The organism is Trinickia terrae, from assembly GCF_005144415.1.
In the GTDB taxonomy this organism is placed as follows: Bacteria; Pseudomonadota; Gammaproteobacteria; order Burkholderiales; family Burkholderiaceae; genus Trinickia_A; species Trinickia_A terrae.
On sequence record NZ_SWJE01000008.1, the window covers coordinates 192,227 to 210,483 of the forward strand.

At 60.6% G+C, this 18,257-nt stretch carries 19 protein-coding genes; 10 read left to right on the forward strand and 9 right to left on the reverse strand.

The annotated features are described in order from the left end of the window. Positions 1 to 6: 6 nt before the first annotated feature. Positions 7 to 642, forward strand: coding sequence for a glutathione transferase (gene yfcF / locus FAZ69_RS15930; RefSeq protein WP_136896034.1), 636 nt, complete (start codon positions 7 to 9; stop codon positions 640 to 642). 13 nt (positions 643 to 655) lie between these two features. On the opposite strand, the gene FAZ69_RS15935 is transcribed toward yfcF, so the two are convergent. Then, entirely contained in the window at positions 656 to 1,036 is a 381-nt protein-coding gene (locus FAZ69_RS15935) for a hypothetical protein (protein ID WP_136896035.1), read from the reverse strand. A gap of 485 nt (positions 1,037 to 1,521) precedes the next feature. Between FAZ69_RS15935 and FAZ69_RS15940 the strand changes: the two genes are divergently transcribed. Continuing rightward, a complete protein-coding gene (locus FAZ69_RS15940; protein ID WP_136896036.1) occupies positions 1,522 to 1,791 on the forward strand; it encodes a hypothetical protein in 270 nt (89 codons plus the stop codon). Between the two features lie 41 nt (positions 1,792 to 1,832). Here FAZ69_RS15940 and FAZ69_RS15945 read toward each other — a convergent pair whose 3' ends face one another. Together FAZ69_RS15945 and FAZ69_RS15950 are read right to left on the reverse strand one after the other, a co-directional pair. After that, complete coding sequence (locus FAZ69_RS15945; RefSeq protein WP_136896037.1) at positions 1,833 to 3,407, reverse strand: diguanylate cyclase domain-containing protein; 1,575 nt, start codon at positions 3,405 to 3,407, stop codon at positions 1,833 to 1,835. A gap of 112 nt (positions 3,408 to 3,519) precedes the next feature. After that, positions 3,520 to 4,209 (reverse strand): HD domain-containing protein, encoded by a 690-nt coding sequence (locus FAZ69_RS15950; RefSeq protein WP_136896038.1) that lies wholly within the window; start codon positions 4,207 to 4,209, stop codon positions 3,520 to 3,522. 257 nt (positions 4,210 to 4,466) lie between these two features. Here FAZ69_RS15950 and FAZ69_RS15955 point away from each other — a divergent pair, with 257 nt between their 5' ends. Continuing rightward, entirely contained in the window at positions 4,467 to 5,447 is a 981-nt protein-coding gene (locus FAZ69_RS15955) for a GlxA family transcriptional regulator (RefSeq protein WP_136896039.1), read from the forward strand. A 10-nt stretch (positions 5,448 to 5,457) separates the two neighbouring features. Here the strand turns inward: FAZ69_RS15955 and FAZ69_RS33915 are convergent, their stop codons facing one another. Further along, positions 5,458 to 5,820: a hypothetical protein gene (locus FAZ69_RS33915; RefSeq protein WP_240702257.1), complete on the reverse strand. Its 363-nt coding sequence runs from the start codon at positions 5,818 to 5,820 to the stop codon at positions 5,458 to 5,460. Positions 5,821 to 6,203: 383 nt separating this feature from the next. Here FAZ69_RS33915 and FAZ69_RS15965 point away from each other — a divergent pair, with 383 nt between their 5' ends. Further along, a complete protein-coding gene (locus FAZ69_RS15965; RefSeq protein WP_206171208.1) occupies positions 6,204 to 6,530 on the forward strand; it encodes a hypothetical protein in 327 nt (108 codons plus the stop codon). Here the strand turns inward: FAZ69_RS15965 and FAZ69_RS34575 are convergent. Next, on the reverse strand, positions 6,449 to 6,802 hold the full coding sequence (locus FAZ69_RS34575) for a hypothetical protein (protein ID WP_439654773.1): 354 nt from the start codon (positions 6,800 to 6,802) through the stop codon (positions 6,449 to 6,451). The genes FAZ69_RS15965 and FAZ69_RS34575 overlap by 82 nt on opposite strands. A 306-nt stretch (positions 6,803 to 7,108) precedes the next feature. Between FAZ69_RS34575 and FAZ69_RS15975 the strand changes: the two genes are divergently transcribed. After that, entirely contained in the window at positions 7,109 to 7,441 is a 333-nt protein-coding gene (locus tag FAZ69_RS15975; protein ID WP_136896040.1) for a hypothetical protein, read from the forward strand. A 439-nt stretch (positions 7,442 to 7,880) separates the two neighbouring features. Here FAZ69_RS15975 and FAZ69_RS15980 read toward each other — a convergent pair whose 3' ends face one another. Further along, entirely contained in the window at positions 7,881 to 8,126 is a 246-nt protein-coding gene (locus tag FAZ69_RS15980) for a hypothetical protein (protein WP_136896041.1), read from the reverse strand. A 370-nt stretch (positions 8,127 to 8,496) separates the two neighbouring features. Here FAZ69_RS15980 and FAZ69_RS15985 point away from each other — a divergent pair, with 370 nt between their 5' ends. Then, entirely contained in the window at positions 8,497 to 9,300 is an 804-nt protein-coding gene (locus FAZ69_RS15985; protein ID WP_136896042.1) for a response regulator transcription factor, read from the forward strand. Here the strand turns inward: FAZ69_RS15985 and FAZ69_RS15990 are convergent. The 3 genes from FAZ69_RS15990 to FAZ69_RS16000 form a co-directional block, all read right to left on the reverse strand. After that, positions 9,211 to 10,092 carry a patatin-like phospholipase family protein gene (locus FAZ69_RS15990; RefSeq protein ID WP_136896043.1) on the reverse strand — a complete coding sequence of 294 codons (882 nt, stop codon included), beginning with the start codon at positions 10,090 to 10,092 and terminating at the stop codon, positions 9,211 to 9,213. The genes FAZ69_RS15985 and FAZ69_RS15990 overlap by 90 nt on opposite strands. 150 nt (positions 10,093 to 10,242) lie before the next feature. Beyond that, positions 10,243 to 11,427, reverse strand: coding sequence for an alkane 1-monooxygenase (locus FAZ69_RS15995; protein ID WP_136896044.1), 1,185 nt, complete (start codon positions 11,425 to 11,427; stop codon positions 10,243 to 10,245). Next, positions 11,428 to 12,525 carry a 2Fe-2S iron-sulfur cluster binding domain-containing protein gene (locus FAZ69_RS16000; RefSeq protein ID WP_169708665.1) on the reverse strand — a complete coding sequence of 366 codons (1,098 nt, stop codon included), beginning with the start codon at positions 12,523 to 12,525 and terminating at the stop codon, positions 11,428 to 11,430. Between the two features lie 364 nt (positions 12,526 to 12,889). On the opposite strand from FAZ69_RS16000, the gene FAZ69_RS16005 reads away from it, so the two are divergent. From FAZ69_RS16005 to FAZ69_RS16020, 4 genes are read left to right on the forward strand one after another with little or no spacing between them, the layout of a single operon-like run. Beyond that, entirely contained in the window at positions 12,890 to 13,171 is a 282-nt protein-coding gene (locus FAZ69_RS16005; RefSeq protein WP_136896046.1) for a MoaD/ThiS family protein, read from the forward strand. Then, positions 13,080 to 14,330, forward strand: coding sequence for a molybdopterin-synthase adenylyltransferase MoeB (gene moeB, locus FAZ69_RS16010; protein WP_206171209.1), 1,251 nt, complete (start codon positions 13,080 to 13,082; stop codon positions 14,328 to 14,330). Before FAZ69_RS16005 ends, moeB begins: the two co-directional genes overlap by 92 nt. Continuing rightward, complete coding sequence (locus FAZ69_RS16015) at positions 14,318 to 17,503, forward strand: aminotransferase class III-fold pyridoxal phosphate-dependent enzyme (protein ID WP_136896047.1); 3,186 nt, start codon at positions 14,318 to 14,320, stop codon at positions 17,501 to 17,503. The genes moeB and FAZ69_RS16015 overlap by 13 nt, the downstream gene beginning before the upstream one ends. Beyond that, the gene (locus tag FAZ69_RS16020) at positions 17,500 to 18,246 is read left to right on the forward strand and encodes a hypothetical protein (RefSeq protein WP_136896048.1); all 747 of its coding nucleotides are present in this window, start codon (positions 17,500 to 17,502) and stop codon (positions 18,244 to 18,246) included. Before FAZ69_RS16015 ends, FAZ69_RS16020 begins: the two co-directional genes overlap by 4 nt. The last annotated feature ends 11 nt before the right edge of the window (positions 18,247 to 18,257 follow it).

The following is an 18,257-nucleotide window of genomic DNA, read 5'->3' on the forward strand; positions in this document are numbered from 1 at the left end:
AAAATCATGACCCTGAATTCGATCTATCTGTATGTCGGCGCAGACTACGTCAGCGCGTTCGCCATGTCCGCGTTCGTCGCGCTGAAGGAGAAAGGCCTCGACTTCGAGATCCGCACCGTCGACCTGAAGAACAAACAGCAGCATGGTTCGGCGTATCGCGAGATTTCGCTGACGCGCCGCGTGCCGACACTGATGCATGGCGACTTTACGTTGTCTGAGTCGTCGGCGATCGCCGAGTATCTCGACGAGGTGTATCCGGCACCGAATTACGCGACCGTGCTGCCCGCCGACCGCGAAGCGCGCGCGCGTGCACGCCAGTTGCAGGCATGGATTCGCAGCGATTTCATGCCGCTGAAAAGCGAGCGGCCGGCCGACCGGATCTATTTTCCGGAGCCGGTGAAGCCGTTGTCGGACGCGGCACAGCTGGCGTGTGAGAAGCTGCTGTCGGCAGCGGATCAACTGATCCGCGATGACCGCTACGGCGTATTCGGCGATTGGTGCATCGCGGATACCGATTTCGCGTTGATGCTAAACCGGCTGGTTGCGTGCGGCGATGCGGTGCCGCTGAAGGTGGCGCGCTACGTCGAGCGCCAATGGTCGCGGCCGAGTGTGCAGCAGTGGGTCAATCAGACGCGGGACTAAGGACCAGGGCGCGTTAGCGGGCCTTTTGCGGCGTCGCGCTGGTGCGATCAGGCATCGCGCGATGCGTAATCCACGCGCGCACCCGCTTCAGGACGCTTGGGACGGCAATCTGCTCGATATGAATGGCGGCCACGCCGGTCGATGCGCCGGATACGGTTGCATAGCAGGACTGCTCGACCACGTATGAATCGCCTTCGTTCAATCTCAATCGGTTAATCGGCGCGGCTTCGCCGAGCCAGTCGAGCGCAGGGTCGACGAACGACAGTTGCACGGCCCCATCGGTGGCAACTAGCCGGGTATTGCGAGGCAGCGAAATGGTGAGCGTTTGGTGGGAGTGCAGTCTGATTGTCGACGATGTCGAACCTCGTTGAGCGGCTGAATCGCGCGTATCCATGTTTTTCTCCGTGATGACGGGGGATACCCACCCCGTGCGGAGAAGGGTAGCGTTCGCATGCCGGCGGAAACAGCAGCAAACCATGGCTTTTTTTTGCAATACAGAGCCGGGTGGCGACGAATCCTGCATGTATCGGGCTGTTTAACGCGCAATGGCGGCGCATATGACAAATTGTTGACGGTGCTGCACGTTTGTCGGTTTTTTCCTGCTGCGCCGCCTATATTTATTGACGCAGCGCCATCTGCTTAGCGTTCGCGGACTCACAAAGTCCTCATCGGCGGATTTCCGAGCGCCGCTTGCGCACGCGTCCGCCAGTGCTAATCCGCCATTCGGCATTAGCGGTGCTGCATGCGCGTTCATGAGTCGAGGCCCGGTTTCAGCGTCCCGCTCTGGCGCCCTCCATTACAAACGAGAACATCCAATTTCCCTGGCCGTCGCACGCCACGTCGACGAGGGGCGTGCGCGTCTATGAAAGGAGTCTGAAAATGAAATCACGCTTTGTATGGCCTTTGAGCGCGGCTTTGCTGCTGGCCGCGGCAGGCGCCGTGAGCGCCGCGGAGACGCAGCCGCAGCCGCAGGATCAGCAGCAGTCGCAGGGACAGGCGACCATGATGCAGAACGCGGATACGTCGGCACAGACCGGCTCGGACACGTCCTTTGGCGGCGTCGGCGATACGCGCAGCGCCTCGGGCGGCGTCAAGTCCCGCGGATGCACCCCGAAGTCGCAATGCGATATCTTCTTCGGCGGCGAATGAGCACCGGCGTTGCTAGGGCCTGTTATTAGCGCGAACAGGCCCTAAGCGAGCCGGTCGCAGTCGAGCGGTTCGATAGCGTTGCCCCGGCACGGCGCCGATTCCCCATGGAAACGGAACCGCCCTTTACCCGCCGTCTTGGCGTCATAGAGGGCGGCGTCGGCGCGCCGCATCAGCCGCTGGAAGGTGTCGCCGTGAACGGCGAACGCAATGCCGATGCTCGTGCCGATGCCGACCGTCTCGCCCGTCGACAGGAAGTACGGCTCCGATAGCCGCTGTATCAGGCGCGCGGCAAGCGCTTCGCTCGCCGCCGGCCTCGCGTCCTCGGCAACGACGGCGAATTCGTCGCCGCCAAGCCGCGCTACGAGCTCCCCGCTGCGCAGCATCGCCCGCAGGCGGCCCGCCACGGCCGCCAGCACTTCGTCGCCCGCGTGGTGGCCGAGGGTGTCGTTGACCTGCTTGAAGCCGTCGAGGTCCAGGTACATCACCGCGAGCGGCGGCTCCTGCCGGTTCGCGGCGCGCGACAGCAGCAACAGATCGAGCCGGTCGCTCAGCTCGCGGCGGTTCGGCAGGCCCGTGAGCGGATCGTGCCGCGCGAGGTGCAGGATCTTCGCCTCGGTCCGGCGGCGCTCGGTCACGTCCTCGATGATGATGACGGCGCTGCCGTCGGGCACCGGGTTGCGCGTCATCTCGAGCTCGCGGCCGTCGTCGAGCGAGAGGCCGAGCGGTGCGCGCTCCTCCGCGAGCCACGCCGTGCAGCGCTCGACGAGCTGCGCCCTCAACGTCTCGCCGAACTTGTCCAGGCTCACGTGCCCGATGAACTCGGGCAGCGGCACGTTGAGCCTCAGCATCTCGACGGTCGTGCCGAACAGCTCGGCGGTCCGCCGGTTGGCGATCACGACCTTCCCGGCATCGTCGATGGTGCAGAGCCCGTGCGGCATATGCGTGAGGGCGGCATCGAAGCGGCCCGCGAGCTCGGCGTGCTTTTGCTCCGCCGTCATGAGCGCGACGAAGCCGTCGTAGTGCCGCCTCACGACCGCGGCCATCCCGCCGATGTAGAGAAAGAGCGGTGGCACGAGGATCCAGGCCGAGCTGCGCGGCGCGAGCAGGGCGCCCACGCCGATCGGCAGCGCGCCGAGGCAGATCTGGGTAACGGCAAGACGCGGCAGGGCCGCGTTGCGCGAGGCGATGCCCCCCAGGATGCCCGCCGTGACCATTGTCGCGAGCGAGGCCATCTCGGCATCGGGCGACATCACGCAACCCATCGTGCCCGCGCCGAGCGCAAGGCAGTAGAGCAGCGAGACCGGCGCGTAGCGCGCGGCCCAGGGCTCGGGGGGGACCGGCTCGACGCGGTTGTGCGCGACGTAGCTGCCGATGATGGCGAGCCGCGTGGCGAACAGCGCGAGATCGACGGCGAGCCACATCGCGGCCCAGGGCTGGTGCAGGCGCAGGAGCGCGATGAGCGCGACGAACGAGCCGGCGGTGCCCGACATCCAGAGCGAGCGTGTGTTCCCGAACAGCGTCGATAGCAGCGACGCGCGAATGGGCGCGCTGACGCCGCTGCTGCCCGACTGCGGCGTCGCGAGTATCCGATCGAGAAGGGACAGCCTGCCTGGCATCGTTGGCCCGCATCGTGAGAGCTGCTTTGGCGCCGGCTCCGGGTTGCAGCACGCCCAATGCGTATACGGCGGAAAGGGTCACTCCATTGATAGGGGGAAACGATGAGTGATTTCACCCCTGATCGCGACATCCGCATCCGGCGCCGTGCGCATGTCCGCGATTATCGTCCCACTTGGAGCCGAGAATGATCTCGCAGAAGTTCAGCCGCTTGTAGGCCGGGTCGCGCAGCGCGAGCACGTCGGCCTTCACGTTGCCGAACGTCGTCTCGGGCTTGTGGATGGTGCCGCCTGCGAAGGCGTCGATGATGTCGTTCTTGAACGTCTCCACGCGCGGATGCGCGGCGACGACCTGGGTGCGCTGCGATTCCGTGAATTCATCGTAGGCGAGGCCGAGCACGTCCATTTCGACGCCCGCCGTGACGAGCGCGACTACCGGCTTCATGTGCTTCGGAATGCCCGGCGTCGTGTGCAGGGCGATCGACGCCCACACCTGCTCGATGTCGTATCCGTTCACGCCGTGCTGCTCGAGAAAGTCGCGCGCCGCGTTCGCGCCGTCGACTTCGAAACGTTCGGTCTTGCTGCTATAGGCCTCGACGAGCCCGACGTCATGAAACATCGCGCCGATATAGAGCAGCTCGGGATCGTACTTGAGCCCCTGCCGCTCGCCGGTCAGCGCGCCGAACAGGAACACGCGGCGCGAGTGGTGATAGAGGAGGTCGGGCTCGGTGTCGCGAACGAACTCGGTTGCCGCGCGAGCCATTGCGCTGTCGGGGATCTTGATGCCGGCGATTGTGGTGCTCATGGTGCGAAGTCCTCGGGGATGACGGAGCCCCTGCGGTCGGCGCGCGTTTGATATGCTGCTCGACCAGATGCTCCTGCGTTGTCGGTGCAGTCGAGTATTGGCGAACCGCCGGCGGCCGACAACGCAAGACGACCTTTGAAGACTGCCAAGCGCACGGCGTTTGCTGCCGCTGCCGCTGCCGATCGGGCATCCGGGGGGCATCCCCGCCGCTTCCGATTCCGCTTGTAGCGGAACGCGTGATTCGAGGCTCCGCAACCATGAAATCAGTGGCGATTGCAATTTTTCCCGGCGTGCAGGCGCTCGACGTCGCCGGCCCGATCGATGTCCTTTCGGAAGCCAATGGTTTTCTCGCGCCCGGCGATCATTACGTGGTGACGCTGCTGGCGGCGTCGCTGTCCGCGCTGCGTGCTTCGAACGGCATGACGCTCGTGCCCGATGCGACGTTCGAAGCGACGCAGGACGAGCGCGCGCGGCCTTTCGATCTGGCGCTCGTGGCGGGCGGACCGGCGCTGCCGGACGCACCGCCCGATCCGCTGCTGACGGAATGGCTTAGAGGCGTGGCGTCGCGCTGCGAGCGCTATGGGTCGATCTGCACGGGAGCGTTCGCGCTGGGCCACGCGGGGCTGCTGAACGAACGCCGCGTGACGACGCATTGGCAGCATGCCCAGCAGCTTGCGGACCGGTTTCCGCGTGCGCGCGTCGACTTCGACAGCATCTATCTGCGCGACGAGCGGCTCATGACGTCCGCGGGCGTGACGGCCGGCATCGATCTTTCGCTCGCGCTCGTCGCTGAGGACCACGGCGCGCGCACGGCGCTCGCGGTGGCCAAGCGTCTCGTGGTCTTCGCTCAGCGGCAGGGCGGGCAGTCGCAGTTCAGTCCGTACCTGACGGCGCCTGCCGACGATGCCTCGCCGATCGCCAAAGTGCAGGCGCATGTGATGGCGAACATCCGCGACAAGTTCACGGTTCGCCAGCTCGCCGGCGTGGCGGGCATGAGCGCACGTAATTTCGCCCGTGTTTTCGTGCAGGAAACGAACGTGACGCCGCATGCGTTCGTCGAGCGCGCACGGCTCGACGCGGCGCGGCAGATGCTCGAGAGCGGCGATGCGCCGCTGAAGGTGGTCGCATGGGAAAGCGGCTTTGGCATCGCCGACCGGATGCGGGCCGTGTTCGCGAAGCGCCTTGGCGTCACGCCGCTGCAGTATCGCGAACGGTTCCGGTGCAAGCCGTCGAGCTAGGCCCGATCGGCTACACGTTGGGTGCAAGCGCCGAGGGCGTGGGCGTCGCTGACTGCGGGAACGACGCATCGCGCGCGAAGAATCCGCCCGCGCCGGCCGGCCGGCAATCGATTCGCGCCGCTTGCTCGACGGCGAACGTGGCGTGCCCGGGGTACGAGACGAATTGGCGGCTCACATGAGCCGGCGCGGCAACCTGTACGTCGATCAAAGGTGTCGTCGTCATGGCGAGGGCCACGCCCTTCGACTCGGGCAGCAGTCCGGCAAAGGCCGCGATGCCGGTTCCGCATGCGGCGGTCAACGCGACAGCGCCGACGGCCAGGAGCGCACGAATACGAGTCGACTTCGATTTCGCCGCGTTCGATGAATGGTGCATGGCGTCCTCCTATCCGGTGCTTCGGTGCGACTCACTATAGCGTCGGCATGAATCTGAAATGCGCCTCCGGGCGTCACACTTGTAAGCAAATATCTGAAGCCGGATTCGTACCCGACGGCAGCAGGGTATGCGCTTTACACCGCCGATCGCCCCAACGCTCAAGAGCCGACGCGTGCCGGGATCCCGGAGAGACATGCATCGCCGGCAAATGCGTCGCGCGTTACACGAGCGACACGTCTCGTTACATCCGCACACATGGATAACACGCCTGCCCGTTATCGTTTGCTTCAAGCGCCGCCGCGCGCAGCATGCGCGCTGGTCGCGAGACGCCGGGAATCACGGCCAAAAGCAACGTTGAACCCTGAGAGAACGATATGAGCAGAATGCAACGGTCACATCGCGCATCGGAACTGGCGCAGTGCGATGCGCGCTACGAGCTGGACCTGGCGCGCGGCGCTTCGCATCTGGCGAGCACGCTGTCTTACGCAACGCTCGAATCGGCGATCGCGGAGACGGTCGGCGAATTCTTGAACCTGCACGGCGGCGAGCACCTGCCGGTGTTTCTCGAGCTGCTTGCGCGGCGCTTGTCGGAGCGCAAGAAGCCTGAAGCGGCGTCTGCGCTTCGATTTCATATGAACTGCGGAAGGCCGCCCACGGCGGACGAGCTGCGCACGCTTTGGGCTTCTGTCGGCGCGGCGATGAGTGCGTGAATTGCCGCCTCGGTCTGCTCGATCGAGCGCGCCGCGGCCGGCCTCTTGTTCTTGCCGTTCGCCGCGGGCGGATAGACGCGCCAGCTCCCGTCCCCATGCCGGAAGAAAAACAATGCGCGCACGCCCGCTGGCGTGCGCGCTTCGACGCATACGTAGCGCGCGCCGTCGAAACGGCTGCGGCCGAACGCCGTGACGCGCACCGGCGCTGCCGGCTCTGGAGCGAGCCATTTCTCGACTTGGCCGCGCAGGGAATCCTCGCTTGGGGTCTTCATGTTTTGCTCCATTCGCCGGGTCGCGCTAGGCGGGTCGAGATGGCGGCCAGCTTCGGCCGTTCCCCTCCATAACGCGCTAGCGGAAAGCGGTGTTGACGCGCGCTTTGTGAGTTCTGCGCGAGTTCTGAAACGGAATGTTTCCCGATCCGGCGCCGCAAGCGAAATTGCGCCGACCCAGCAGTTACATGTGACACCGTTGGATACACAAAAACACACCTGTCTCGGGCCGTCTCGATAAAGTTCGCGTCAAGAGGGCGCGTTGCTCTCGCCGCTGGCCCAATCCCAACTATCACGAGAAAACCAATCATGGTCACCACACGAAGCCGCTGGATTGCGATTGCATTGATTGCGGGCGCCGGTATCGGGACATCGTCCGTGGCGCTTGCGCACGTCGATATCGGCGTGGACATCGGCGTGCCCGGCGTGGTGTATGCGCCGGCTCCGGTTTACGAAGCGCCGCCGCCCGTCATCTACGCGCCGCAGCCGGCGGTCGTGGTGGCGCCGGGCTGGTATGACGACCGCTACTACGACGGGCATCGCTACTGGGAACGCCGCGAATGGGAGGAGCACCATGACCACGGCTGGCATCACGGCTGGCGCCACGACCACGGCTGGCATCACGGCGATGACGACGACTGACATTGACGTCGTCGATCGTTTTTGACCTGCGTTTGTCCGGCATCGTGTGTGATTGAGCGCGGCATCCCGTTTGGCTATCCTCGGCTTCCGCCAAGGCCAAATGACGCGCGACTCCTTTCACGATGCCAAACCGGCGACTGTTTTTCCCATGCGTCGTGCTGGATTCCGTTAATCTAGACACGAAACTCACTGCCTAATTGGCTACAAGATCCCGCCGCAGTTCACGTAGGCAACTCGGCACGCTTGATCGTGCCCATGGGCAGCGCCATCGTGCCTGATCTGTTGCGACTCAGGATGCGATCCCCTTGCCCGCACACGACTGTTGCTCGGCTTTCACTCGTGTCCCTGCACACTGCCTACGGTTTAGCAGCGTGGGGCACGAGAAAACGAGACGCAATAGTGGTCGATGTGCGAAGGTGGCAATAAATTCCAGGCAAAGTCAAATATAAAAAATCCAAACTCTTTTGGAATCGTTTCCGGCCGCAAAGGCGCGCACCGCAACAGCGGCGTATCCGTTGACGGCGCCTCGATTTCGTGTGGATAATGCCGCTCCCGCTTCGAACAGGCTGTTATAACGAATCGGCGAGAGAGGTGCGTCGAGCGTTCCGGGTTCATCCAGTCCAGTCTCCATGCCGGAGTTCAGATAGGTGAAGCGGGATTCGCCGCGCTTGACCGTGGTGAACAATAAAAGACCATCATGTCCATTTCACGCCAGGCGTTGTTTGGCAAGCTGGGCGTTTCGCTCTGCCGGGCGACGCGCGGCGTGGCAACATCGTCGCGGGCGTGCGCGAGATCTCAGGGCTCGTCGCGGCGGCCCGCATTGCCGGCCAGGACAGCCAGTCGATCCTCTACGAGCCCGAGTTGCGCACGTGGCGCTGTCGCGCGGCGCTTACCCAGGGCTGCCGGATCTTCCCTCACCGAAAAAGGTACGCCGATGCGTACGGGGTTTTCAGATTGCGGCATTTCTCATCTCGGCCGGGCCCGTTGCGCAGATTCTTGAACATCCGGTCGCGCGGATGTTTTGAAAGTCATCCTTAATGTAGAAATATAGATATATGGACAATTTCAAAATGGCGCAGGCAATTGAGGATTTGGTAAGTATTACCAGCAAGGCCCATCTTGCGCAGTGGGTGGATAAGCATATCAACGCAATGTGCCGGCCGAGCAGCGTATTGATGGCTGTTTGCAAAAGAAAACCCGTGTTTTCCTTGACACCTCAGTTCGTTTCCGACACCTTCCCGCAGACCCTGCTGCAGATATTCAACCTGAAGGACGCTGTTCATTCGGTGCCGTTGCTGAGGGACTGGAAACGTAACGATGTGCCGACGATCAAGGTCGCGCTGACCGACGATGCGGACCAGGATTCCCTGTGGAAAATTATCTTCAAGAAGCACGGATTCGGGAAGGTCGTGGTCGCGGTCAGCTGCGATATTCACGGGGAGCAGTTCAGCTATTTTTGCATCACGGACCCGAAAATTCAGTGTGATCAGGAAGAAGGTTTTTCCAAAAGCATGATAGTGATTGCCAGGATGCTCGGGAATATATTATTCCAACTGGAATCGAAATCGACGCGGGCAGAGCGCCAGCAGTACATGAGCCTGCTGACGCCGAGAGAACAGGAAATCTTGAAGTGGATCGGAATCGGAAAGACAAATTACGAAATATCTAAAATCCTGGGTGTCGCCGTTCCCACCATTAAAAATCATGTGCAGAAAATCCTGATCAAGCTGCAGGTCAGTAACCGCACGCAGGCCATATATAAAATCAACTCAAACCTGAACCTCGGGGGCATGGCGGAAGGCGGTGTAAATATCCCGGCTCCAGCAAACATTTTTCTGCGCACCGACCAGGCGAGCTAGATCCTTGAGCATCAGCCAGCGCGGATTTCCCTGCGGATAGCAGTTCAGGTAGTACTTGTTCTCTTTCTGTCCGGAGCGCCACGGGGTCGAGACGAGCACCTGGTTATTTGTCGCGCCGATTTTCTTGAGGGTAGGTAAATATTGCCTGGTGTATACCGGGTCGAAGTAGGGCACGTTGGCCCGGGCGCCGCCATAGAGCATCGGCACGTTGGCCGACATCGCGATGACGTGTTTGATTGGCGCCTGGCGCAGCGGTTGCAGCTCCGGCGTGCAGCGATCGTTGTTGCTGAGCACCAGAAGCGGGGCGTCCTTCGATTTTGCCAGGTAGATATGGATGTTTTCTGGAAAGGCCGAGAAGGGCTGGTTCACGAAATCGCCGAAAATATATTCCAGGGAGGCGATCAAGGGGGTGATGGAATTGAAGGCCGGGCGCCCGACCAGCATTTTCGAGACCGATCTCAGGCCGGAGAACAGACCCGAGTGATGTTGATCGCGGAAAACTCGCTCCGCGTCGGGCTGGCATAGCGCGTCGATGCCTACGGAATTTTGCTCGGTCATGAATGCGATATAGCCGAACAACGCATAAACCGCGCCGGAAAATGCATGGATTTCGTTGAACGAAAACAGCCTGTCCAGGCCGATTTTGTTCAGGACGATGTACTGCCGCGTGAAGCTGGGGCCTGTGCTGTCGAGCAGCAGGGTGGAATTCTCGGGGCTGTGAGTCGAAAAATACTCGGCAATGTTTTCGCCGATCCGGCGCTCCAGCTTGATCAAATCCGATGGGATTTTCATATGGTCCAGAAGGGGTGTTGCGGGAGTGGTGAAGATATTCCCGGATATATTGGCCGATTCTTCCGATGAACACACAGCAATAGAATTGGGGTTTACGAGAATTCAAGGTTCGCGCGGCGAGCGAGCCTGTTCTTATTCGTAAACGCGCAGTCAGAATTTGAGGAACAGCGGGTGACGGCTCACCAGATTCGCCTGCTTCGCCAGCATTCTTTCGCCGGGCGTCGCTGATCGAGCGTCCCATTCGATTAGTTGCTTGACCGCGAACCGATGCCACCACACGGGAATCATGGCGACGACGATGGTCGCGATATAGCCGTAGTGCAGTTGCAAGGGGGTTTCGTGCGAGTGCAACTGCCAGTATTTTTTCTGGGCATTGGCGTGATGGTCGGCATGCCGCGCCAGGTTCAACAGGGCGTTGGAGGCGAACCGGCGGTTGCAGTCCCAACTGTGCCGAGGCATGACCGGCGTTCCCGGCACGCGTACCACGCCGTAGTGCTCGATATAGTTGACGACTTCGAAGATGAACTTCGCGGAGACCGCGATGACCAGGTAGATCAGCACGCCCGTGACGCCGGCCGCGGCATAGGCGAACAGCGCATATGCCAGGGACATCAAGAGGCCCGTCAGTACGCGGTTGCGCCAGCCGAAGGCCGAGTATCCCTTGACGCGCAGGCGCGCCACTTCGAGATTCCAGGACTCTTTGTATTGCCCCAGGCTCGAGCGGACGAAAAAGCGATACACCGATTCGCCTCTGCGCGCGGTGGCGGAATCGGCCGCGGTGCCGACATGGACGTGATGCGCGTAGACGTGGGAGATCGAAAACTGCGCATCGCCGGACATGGCCAGCAGCCAACGGCCCATGATCACCGCAACCCTGTTGTTCGTGCGATGAACCAATTCATGCGCATAGAGATGGTTGGACGAGAGCACGTAGCCCACCGCGAACGTGCCGGCCAGCGCACCGCGCAGGCCGGCCTCCGCCTTGATCCGCACGATGTCGACACCGATCGCGTCGTGCACCGCCTTGCCGAAACCGAGAAAATCCACCGGTGACACCAGCCAGAACAGCGAGAAAAAATAGAGGCTGATGATTGGAATATATAGGTAGACCCAGCTATCCAATATCCAGAGATGCTTATAGCTGGGGACTTCCGTATCGGGAGGAGTGCCCACGTCGATGACGATGTTGAGGAGCGTAATCGCGACCGGAATCAGAAGTGCCCATTTAGGCGCAAACAGCAGCACCGATGTGGCGGCCGGTACGATAAGGCAGGTCAGGGGCGCGTGTTTCAAATATTTGAACATAATGCTCTCAATAAAATTCTGCAGCGGCAATCAGGCAACTTGCTTCTCATATTTGTCAAATGAAATATGCTCGGGTCTCGCTCCGAATGTGCGCAAAACTTCCAGCGATGTCTCGACCATAACGGAAGGGCCGCACAATAGAATTCGCCACATATCGAGAGGTTGCTGAAACGCGGCGTTATGCCTCTTGGATTCATCGAGAATCTTTTCAAGGTGGTGCGCGATATAACCCCGTCGCCCTTCCCATGTGCTTTCCTGCGGTTCTCGGTCCAGGACCGGGCAGCTGTATAAGGGGAATTTCGCCGAGCCGGCCAGGTCGGCGACCTCGTTCAGGCCGTAGATCTCCGAGCGGTCGCGTGCGCCATACACGAGTACCACCGGATTCCTCTTGTTATGCGATTGGTGGCGATGAGTCAGGATGCCGTTGATGGCGCCCATCCCGCTTCCGCCGGCGATGCACAGCAAGGGCGGCGGTTCGATCGGGCTTTCGCTTGCGCGCAATTCGCCGAACTGGCCAAAGGGCGCTTCCACCTGAACCTGTTTGCCGATGTGCTGCGGATCGGTCAACCACGAGGACAGCATGCCGCCGGGATAGCGTGTGATGTCGAAGACCATCAGTGTTGTATCGTTGCCGCTATTGACGAGCGAATAGCACCGGGGCGTGCCGGCCTGCCCGGCCGGAATGAGCTTGGCGAACTGTCCCGGCGCCCATTGCAATCTCGTTTCAAGCTGCAGGGCCACGCGGAAAATGCGCGGGGTCATTTGCTGTATGGAATGCAGCGTCGCCATGTGCGAGGGGAGCTGCTTGACATTGGGATCCGTCAAGCCGCGCCACTCTATCCGCATGTCGGATTCGACCTTGAGCTGACAGGCGAGATACGCCCCCGCGCGGATTTCCTCTTCGGAAAAAACATATTCTCTTTCGATCAGAGATTTCGGCTTTCCTTCCTTGACCACGATTTGGCAGGTTTTGCAAGCCCCTACCCTGCAATTGTACGGCGCGAAGAAGCCGCGCTTTTGCACGGCCTCCAGGAGATTTTCGCCCGAATCTATTTTTATAGAGATGTCGGCGGGGTCAATTGCAACGTGACATTGCGTTGCCGTCTTTTTTCGAAGCCAATGAAACATCCAAACCTCGCAATGTAGGGATTCGGTCACCCGCGGCACATGAGCGCGCGCCGACAGATTTCTCAGGATCGCGATGCTAAGCCCAAAAAATGCCCGCCTCATATAGTTCTTTCAGCTCAGGTCCATGGGCGACGACCTTGGGTTCAGTCCATGGTGCGAGTGATAAGTGACTATGGATGATCCTCGGGTAATCGATAACAATCTGCGAAAAATCAGTGACTAATTTTTCGGAAAGAAATGTCAGGTAGCGGCATTTCGAAAACGTCAGTCTCTGGACATGAGGGCGGTGCGGGATATTTCGGCCGCAGCACGCCGAATCCGTCGCTTCACAACGTGTGAATAGTTCGATCTATAGGAGTTTCTGATGGCAACCGTTTATGTGTCGCTTCCGGTTCCGCTGCGTAAATTTTCAAAAGGTGTCGCAAAAATAGAAGTGAATGCGGACACGGCGCTGAATGCGATATTGCAATTGAATAAGCTGGACGCGTCGATGTCGGAGCGTCTTTTGGACGAAAGTCAAAAAGCGCCGAAGAAATTCGTCAAGATTTATCTCGATGGAAAAGATCTGGCCAAGCAAGGCGGGCTGGGTGCGGAAGTGCGGGCGGGAAATACGATCGAAATCGTTACCGCATTCGCAGGGGGCTGAAATGAGCGGATATGAGCAGCGCGTAGCCTATCTGCGGGAAACCATCAAGGAAATTTCGCCGGAGGACGCATTGCGCATGGTCGAAGAGCAAAAGGCTTTGCTCATCGACGTGCGTGACGGCGACGAAATCAAGCAAGGCATGCCGGAGCCCGCGCAGCACCTGTCGCGCAGCTTCCTGGAAATGCGCATACACGATGTGTGCAGCGAAAAAGAGCGTCCCATAGCGATCCTGTGCGCCGGGGGATTGCGCTCCCTGTTCGCCGCCGAAAGCCTGAAGAACCTCGGCTATGCCAACGTGTACAGCGTGATGGGCGGCTACAAGCGATGGAAAGAGGCGTCTCTGAGGTCGAAGATCCCGGCGCAGCTGAACGAACGCGATAAGGAGCGCTACGCGCGCCACCTGCTGATCCCCGAGGTCGGGGAGAGCGGGCAGCTCAAGCTGATTCAAAGCAAGGTATTGCTGTTGGGCGCCGGCGGGCTGGGGTCGCCTGTTGCCATGTACCTGGCCGCCGCGGGGGTGGGAACGATCGGCATCGTCGATGCAGATATCGTCGAGAGCAGCAATCTGCAGCGCCAGATACTGCATGGCGAAGACACGCTGGGCATGCTCAAGGTCGAGTCCGCCGCCGGCGCGATTCGCCGATTGAACTCGGCGGTCAAGGTGCAGCCGCATCCGGTCTATCTGGACGAGTCGAACGTGCTGGACATCCTGAGCGAATACGACCTCGTCGTCGACGGCACCGACAACTTCAAGACTCGCTACCTGATCAACGACGCCTGCGTCAAGCTCGGCATTCCCAACGTGCACGGGGCCGTCTATCGCTTCGAAGGCTATGTCACGACCTTCACGACCAGCAGCTCGGCGCCCTGTTATCGCTGCATCTATCCGGAGCCGCCTCCCGCCGAAATGGCGCCGTCCTGCGCGGAAGCAGGCGTGCTCGGGATCCTGCCTGGGGTCATCGGGCTGCTGCAGGCGGTCGAAGCCATCAAAGTCCTGCTGGGCATCGGCAGCAACCTGGCCGGAAAAATATTGAAGTACGACGCGCTGCACCACGACTTTTCCGTGCTCGAGGTGGAGAAAGAAGAGCAATGCCTGTGCGCCAAGCACCCGGATGAGATCGAGATCATGCCGATCGAACCGCAGGTTTGCGCGGTGTAGTTGGAAATACGCTTAACAATCCAAATCGTCCGGATGTCGATGATGACACTCAAAAGCCTGCTGGTGCTGATTCACGTGTTTTCGATGCTCTCGTGGCTCGGCGCCATGTATTTCAACTTGACGCTGTTGTTCCCGATGTATCGATCCCGCCCGCAGGCGGTGTACGCCGAGTTGATGCAGGAGCAGGGCGCCCGCGCCGCCCCGTTGCTGTATCTGTTGATATTCGCGACCGCATTGTCAGGCGTGGCGCTGGCGCTGGTCGATCACACGCCGCTCAACTCGGCTTTCGTCATTGGGGAGGCTGCCTGCTGGGTAGTGATGCTGGCCTGTCACCTGTATGGAAGCCTGTCGGTCTGGCCGCGCGTTTTCCTGGCGTTGAGCAAAGAGAAAGGCCGGCTCTTCTTCATCTACAAGATATCGATGTTCACCAGTGCCGCAGCGGGAACCGCGGCCGTGGCGCTCGCTTACCTAAAAAATACGGGAATCCAATGATGTACGCCGACGAGTGTTATCTCAACCCGGAGCGCGATTTTCTTCTTCGGCATGCACGTTTCAACAAGACGATTGTGAAGGCGGACGGCGTCTTCGTCTATGACGAAAAGGGGAACAAGTATCTCGACTTTCTCGCGCAATACGGCGCGGTACCGTTTGGCCACAACCCGTCGGATATCTGGGACGCGCTGAGAAACCAGGGCGACGTGCCGTCGATGGTGCAGCCGTTCTATAGCCGCGGCGCCAGGGATCTGGCGAAGGCGCTGGTGTTGCTGGAGCCGGATTTCAACTTCAGCTATGCAGTATTCACCAACAGCGGTGCGGAATCGGTCGAAGCGGCGCTCAAGATGGCGCGCGCCGCGACGGGGCGAAAGAAGGTCGTCAGCCTGAATCTGGGGTTTCACGGAAAGACTTCCGGGGCCCTGACGATCACCGGCAATCCTTTGTACAGCGAACCCTTCCTGATCAATACAGAGGACAGCATCAAGGTCGAGCCCGAGGACTTCGAGGCGCTCGACCGGGTATTCGCCGACGATGAGATCGCAGCCTTCGTCCTGGAAACCGTCATGGGCGAAGGCGGGATGCGGCCTTTGAGCGTCGAATATGTGCAGAGGGTTCATGACCTCTGCAAGACGCACAAGGCCATGATGATCGTCGACGAAGTGCAAACCGGAATGGGGCGGCTCGGCGAGTTCTTCTCGATCAAGAAATTCCCGGGTGTGAAGCCGGACATTCTTTGTCTCGCCAAGGCGCTCGGCGGCGGGTTGGTGCCCATCGGCGCGGTGCTGTGCACGAAAGCGGCCTGGTCCGAGGAATTCGGCATGTTTCACAGCTCCACGTTCGCCAACAATCATGTCGCCTGCACGGCCGCATTGGCCAGCATCGAAAGATTGCGTAAAGACGACGGCGCATTGATGCGTCACGTCAACGAGGTCTCGGCATATCTTGGCGAACAGCTGGATGCGCTCACGCAGAAATATGCGGACATCTTCTGCGACCACCAAGGCACCGGGCTGATGCACAGCCTGCGCCTGCATCCGTTCGACGGCGAAGAAAGCTATTTTCTGGCGCACGCGAGCGTGCAGGGCTACATCGTGCCGCTGATTTGCGGCTATCTGGTGAATGTCTGCAAGATCATCGTTGCGCCGCTGTTCAATCGGCAGGATTTGCTGCGCATCGAGCCGTCGCTGACCGTCGAGAAATGCCATATCGATCGATTGATTGCCGCGCTCGATCAATGCGCGCATTTGATCCGGCACAAGAATTTCTCGTCGCTCTTTTCCTATCTGATCGACCGCCACCCGGACGAGGTGTCGTATTCGGAAAAGCACGCCTCGAACTTCACGGTCGTCAAGGAAGAATCCGATGCGGACGCAACCGAAAAGAAATTGGGCAGCTTCGCCTTCCTGATTCATCCGACGTCGATCGACGATCTCGTCAATATCATGCCGCGCTCCATCATCGATCTGGAGGAGCCGCACAAAAGCGAGTTTCAGGCTTGGATGCAGAGCTGGTTCGCCAAGCGCTACGACCCGGCGCCGGTGTTTCATGCGAAAAAGATCCGTTCCAAGCTCGGCGGCTACGTCGAGGGCTGGCTGATCGCCTGCCCGTTGCCGCCGGAGCGCATGATGCGCCTCAGCAAGCCGCATCGCCAGAGATTACTGTCGTGCTACATCGACTGTGCGAAATCCCTGGGGGTGGATATCGTCGGCCTCGGCGCATTCACTTCCATCATTTCGCGCGGCGGAGTCGACGTGGCGGACGCCGGCATCCCGATCACGACAGGAAACAGCTTCACCGCGCTGGCCGGTGCCGAAAGCCTGCACAAGGCGTTGAACGCGACCGGCCAGAGCGATGCCGGTACGCGCATCGCGGTGATCGGCGCCGCCGGTTCGGTCGGACGCCTGTCTGCGCTTCACCTGGCGGAGCACTACAGCCAATTGATTCTGGTCGGCAATTCCGATAATCCGAAGGCGCTGGACGTGCTGAAGGATATCGCCGGCGAAATTTATGCTCGCGCCGTCGTGCAGATGCAGGGCAAAAACATGAGCGGGCTTGCGCATTACCTGCTTCACCATCTTGCCGATCCGTTCTCCGTGATCAACGCCTGCAATCGGATCCTGCTGGACGGCCGGCCCGATGAAGACCGCAATTTTTCGGAAATCAAGGCGATCGTCGAGAGCAATCTGCCGGGGCCGGCGCCGGTGGAAATATCCGTGGATATCCAGTCCGTGCTCGGCAAGGCCCAGGGCGTGCTTTCGGCGACCAGCCAGGGCAAGAGCTTCATCGAGCCGGCCTGGCTGCGCAAGAACTCGGTCGTGTGCGATGCCGCCCGGCCGCCCGACCTGAAGAGCAGCGTGCACCGGTCCCGTCCGGACGTATTGGTCTTCGAAGGAGGCGTCGTGAAGCTTAACGAAGCGTATCAATTCGGACGATCCAACATTCTCGGCTTCCAACCCGGGTTCAATCTGGCGTGCCTGTCGGAAACGATGATGCTGGCGATGAACGGCGCCGACCGGTCGTACAGCCTGGGAGCCCGTCCTTCATACGACCAGGCGCGCTGGATATACGAAAGCGCCTTGTCGCACGGCTTCTCGGATTGCATCGCGACGACGCAGGGTGAATTGTCCGTGGCCGAGGCGATCGACGGTTTGAGCAATCTTTCGAATCGAGCGCTATGAAAGCCTTTTCTTCAGCCTCCGTGCTGCCGGCCTTGAGGAAAATATATTTTTCGGATCACGCGGTGCGCCTGTATGTCGTGCTTTCCGCGGCGGCCATGTTCATGGCGCTGCAGAAATTGACCGCGCCGCACGCACTGTGGCTGTCACTCCTGGGCTGGCTGCTGTATTTGCCGGAGGAGTATTTCAGCCATGTCCTGATCTTCCACGGCGTGATTCCGAAAAACCCTACGCTTTACCGCTTGCTTTACCGCCTGCATCTCGGACATCACGACAAGCCTCGCCGGGTGGATTTGCTGTTCACCCCGCTCTGGTACACGCTGCCGGCTCTGTTGATAAACGCCGTGCTCTTTGTGCTGGTGACGCGGGATTGGTATCAGGCGGCCGCGATTTCGTCCGGCCTGATCGTCGGGTACTTGATGTTCGAGTGGTGGCATCTGCTCGTCCATTCGCCTCATATTCCAGGGCCCATTCTGCGCTACGTCAGGCTCCAGCACATGGGACATCATCACTGGAACGAGAAGCGCTGGTACACCATTTCGCCACCGGCAGTATTGCTGGATTGGACGTTTCGCACGAGCGGACCGGTGCAGCAGGCTCCGCGCAGTGCCAGTCCGATGACGGCCGGCCTGGCATCCGACGATCCGAGACTGCTCCGGGCGCGCGCTCACTTCAGCGGACGCTCGGATTGGAACGACGACGAGTCGGCCATCTGGCAGAGCCAGGAAAATCGCGGCGCCATGTGATTCAAGGAGTG

What these genes read in the sequence shown, in the direction of transcription:
- yfcF (WP_136896034.1), top strand. Translation starts at nt 7, where the DNA reads ATGACCCTGAATTCGATCTATCTGTATGTCGGCGCAGACTACGTCAGC.
- FAZ69_RS15935 (WP_136896035.1), bottom strand. Translation starts at nt 1,036, where the DNA reads ATGGATACGCGCGATTCAGCCGCTCAACGAGGTTCGACATCGTCGACA.
- FAZ69_RS15940 (WP_136896036.1), top strand. Translation starts at nt 1,522, where the DNA reads ATGAAATCACGCTTTGTATGGCCTTTGAGCGCGGCTTTGCTGCTGGCC.
- FAZ69_RS15945 (WP_136896037.1), bottom strand. Translation starts at nt 3,407, where the DNA reads ATGCCAGGCAGGCTGTCCCTTCTCGATCGGATACTCGCGACGCCGCAG.
- FAZ69_RS15950 (WP_136896038.1), bottom strand. Translation starts at nt 4,209, where the DNA reads ATGAGCACCACAATCGCCGGCATCAAGATCCCCGACAGCGCAATGGCT.
- FAZ69_RS15955 (WP_136896039.1), top strand. Translation starts at nt 4,467, where the DNA reads ATGAAATCAGTGGCGATTGCAATTTTTCCCGGCGTGCAGGCGCTCGAC.
- FAZ69_RS33915 (WP_240702257.1), bottom strand. Translation starts at nt 5,820, where the DNA reads ATGCACCATTCATCGAACGCGGCGAAATCGAAGTCGACTCGTATTCGT.
- FAZ69_RS15965 (WP_206171208.1), top strand. Translation starts at nt 6,204, where the DNA reads ATGCAACGGTCACATCGCGCATCGGAACTGGCGCAGTGCGATGCGCGC.
- FAZ69_RS34575 (WP_439654773.1), bottom strand. Translation starts at nt 6,802, where the DNA reads ATGAAGACCCCAAGCGAGGATTCCCTGCGCGGCCAAGTCGAGAAATGG.
- FAZ69_RS15975 (WP_136896040.1), top strand. Translation starts at nt 7,109, where the DNA reads ATGGTCACCACACGAAGCCGCTGGATTGCGATTGCATTGATTGCGGGC.
- FAZ69_RS15985 (WP_136896042.1), top strand. Translation starts at nt 8,497, where the DNA reads ATGGACAATTTCAAAATGGCGCAGGCAATTGAGGATTTGGTAAGTATT.
- FAZ69_RS15990 (WP_136896043.1), bottom strand. Translation starts at nt 10,092, where the DNA reads ATGAAAATCCCATCGGATTTGATCAAGCTGGAGCGCCGGATCGGCGAA.
- FAZ69_RS16000 (WP_169708665.1), bottom strand. Translation starts at nt 12,525, where the DNA reads ATGTTTCATTGGCTTCGAAAAAAGACGGCAACGCAATGTCACGTTGCA.
- FAZ69_RS16005 (WP_136896046.1), top strand. Translation starts at nt 12,890, where the DNA reads ATGGCAACCGTTTATGTGTCGCTTCCGGTTCCGCTGCGTAAATTTTCA.
- moeB (WP_206171209.1), top strand. Translation starts at nt 13,080, where the DNA reads ATGGAAAAGATCTGGCCAAGCAAGGCGGGCTGGGTGCGGAAGTGCGGG.
- FAZ69_RS16020 (WP_136896048.1), top strand. Translation starts at nt 17,500, where the DNA reads ATGAAAGCCTTTTCTTCAGCCTCCGTGCTGCCGGCCTTGAGGAAAATA.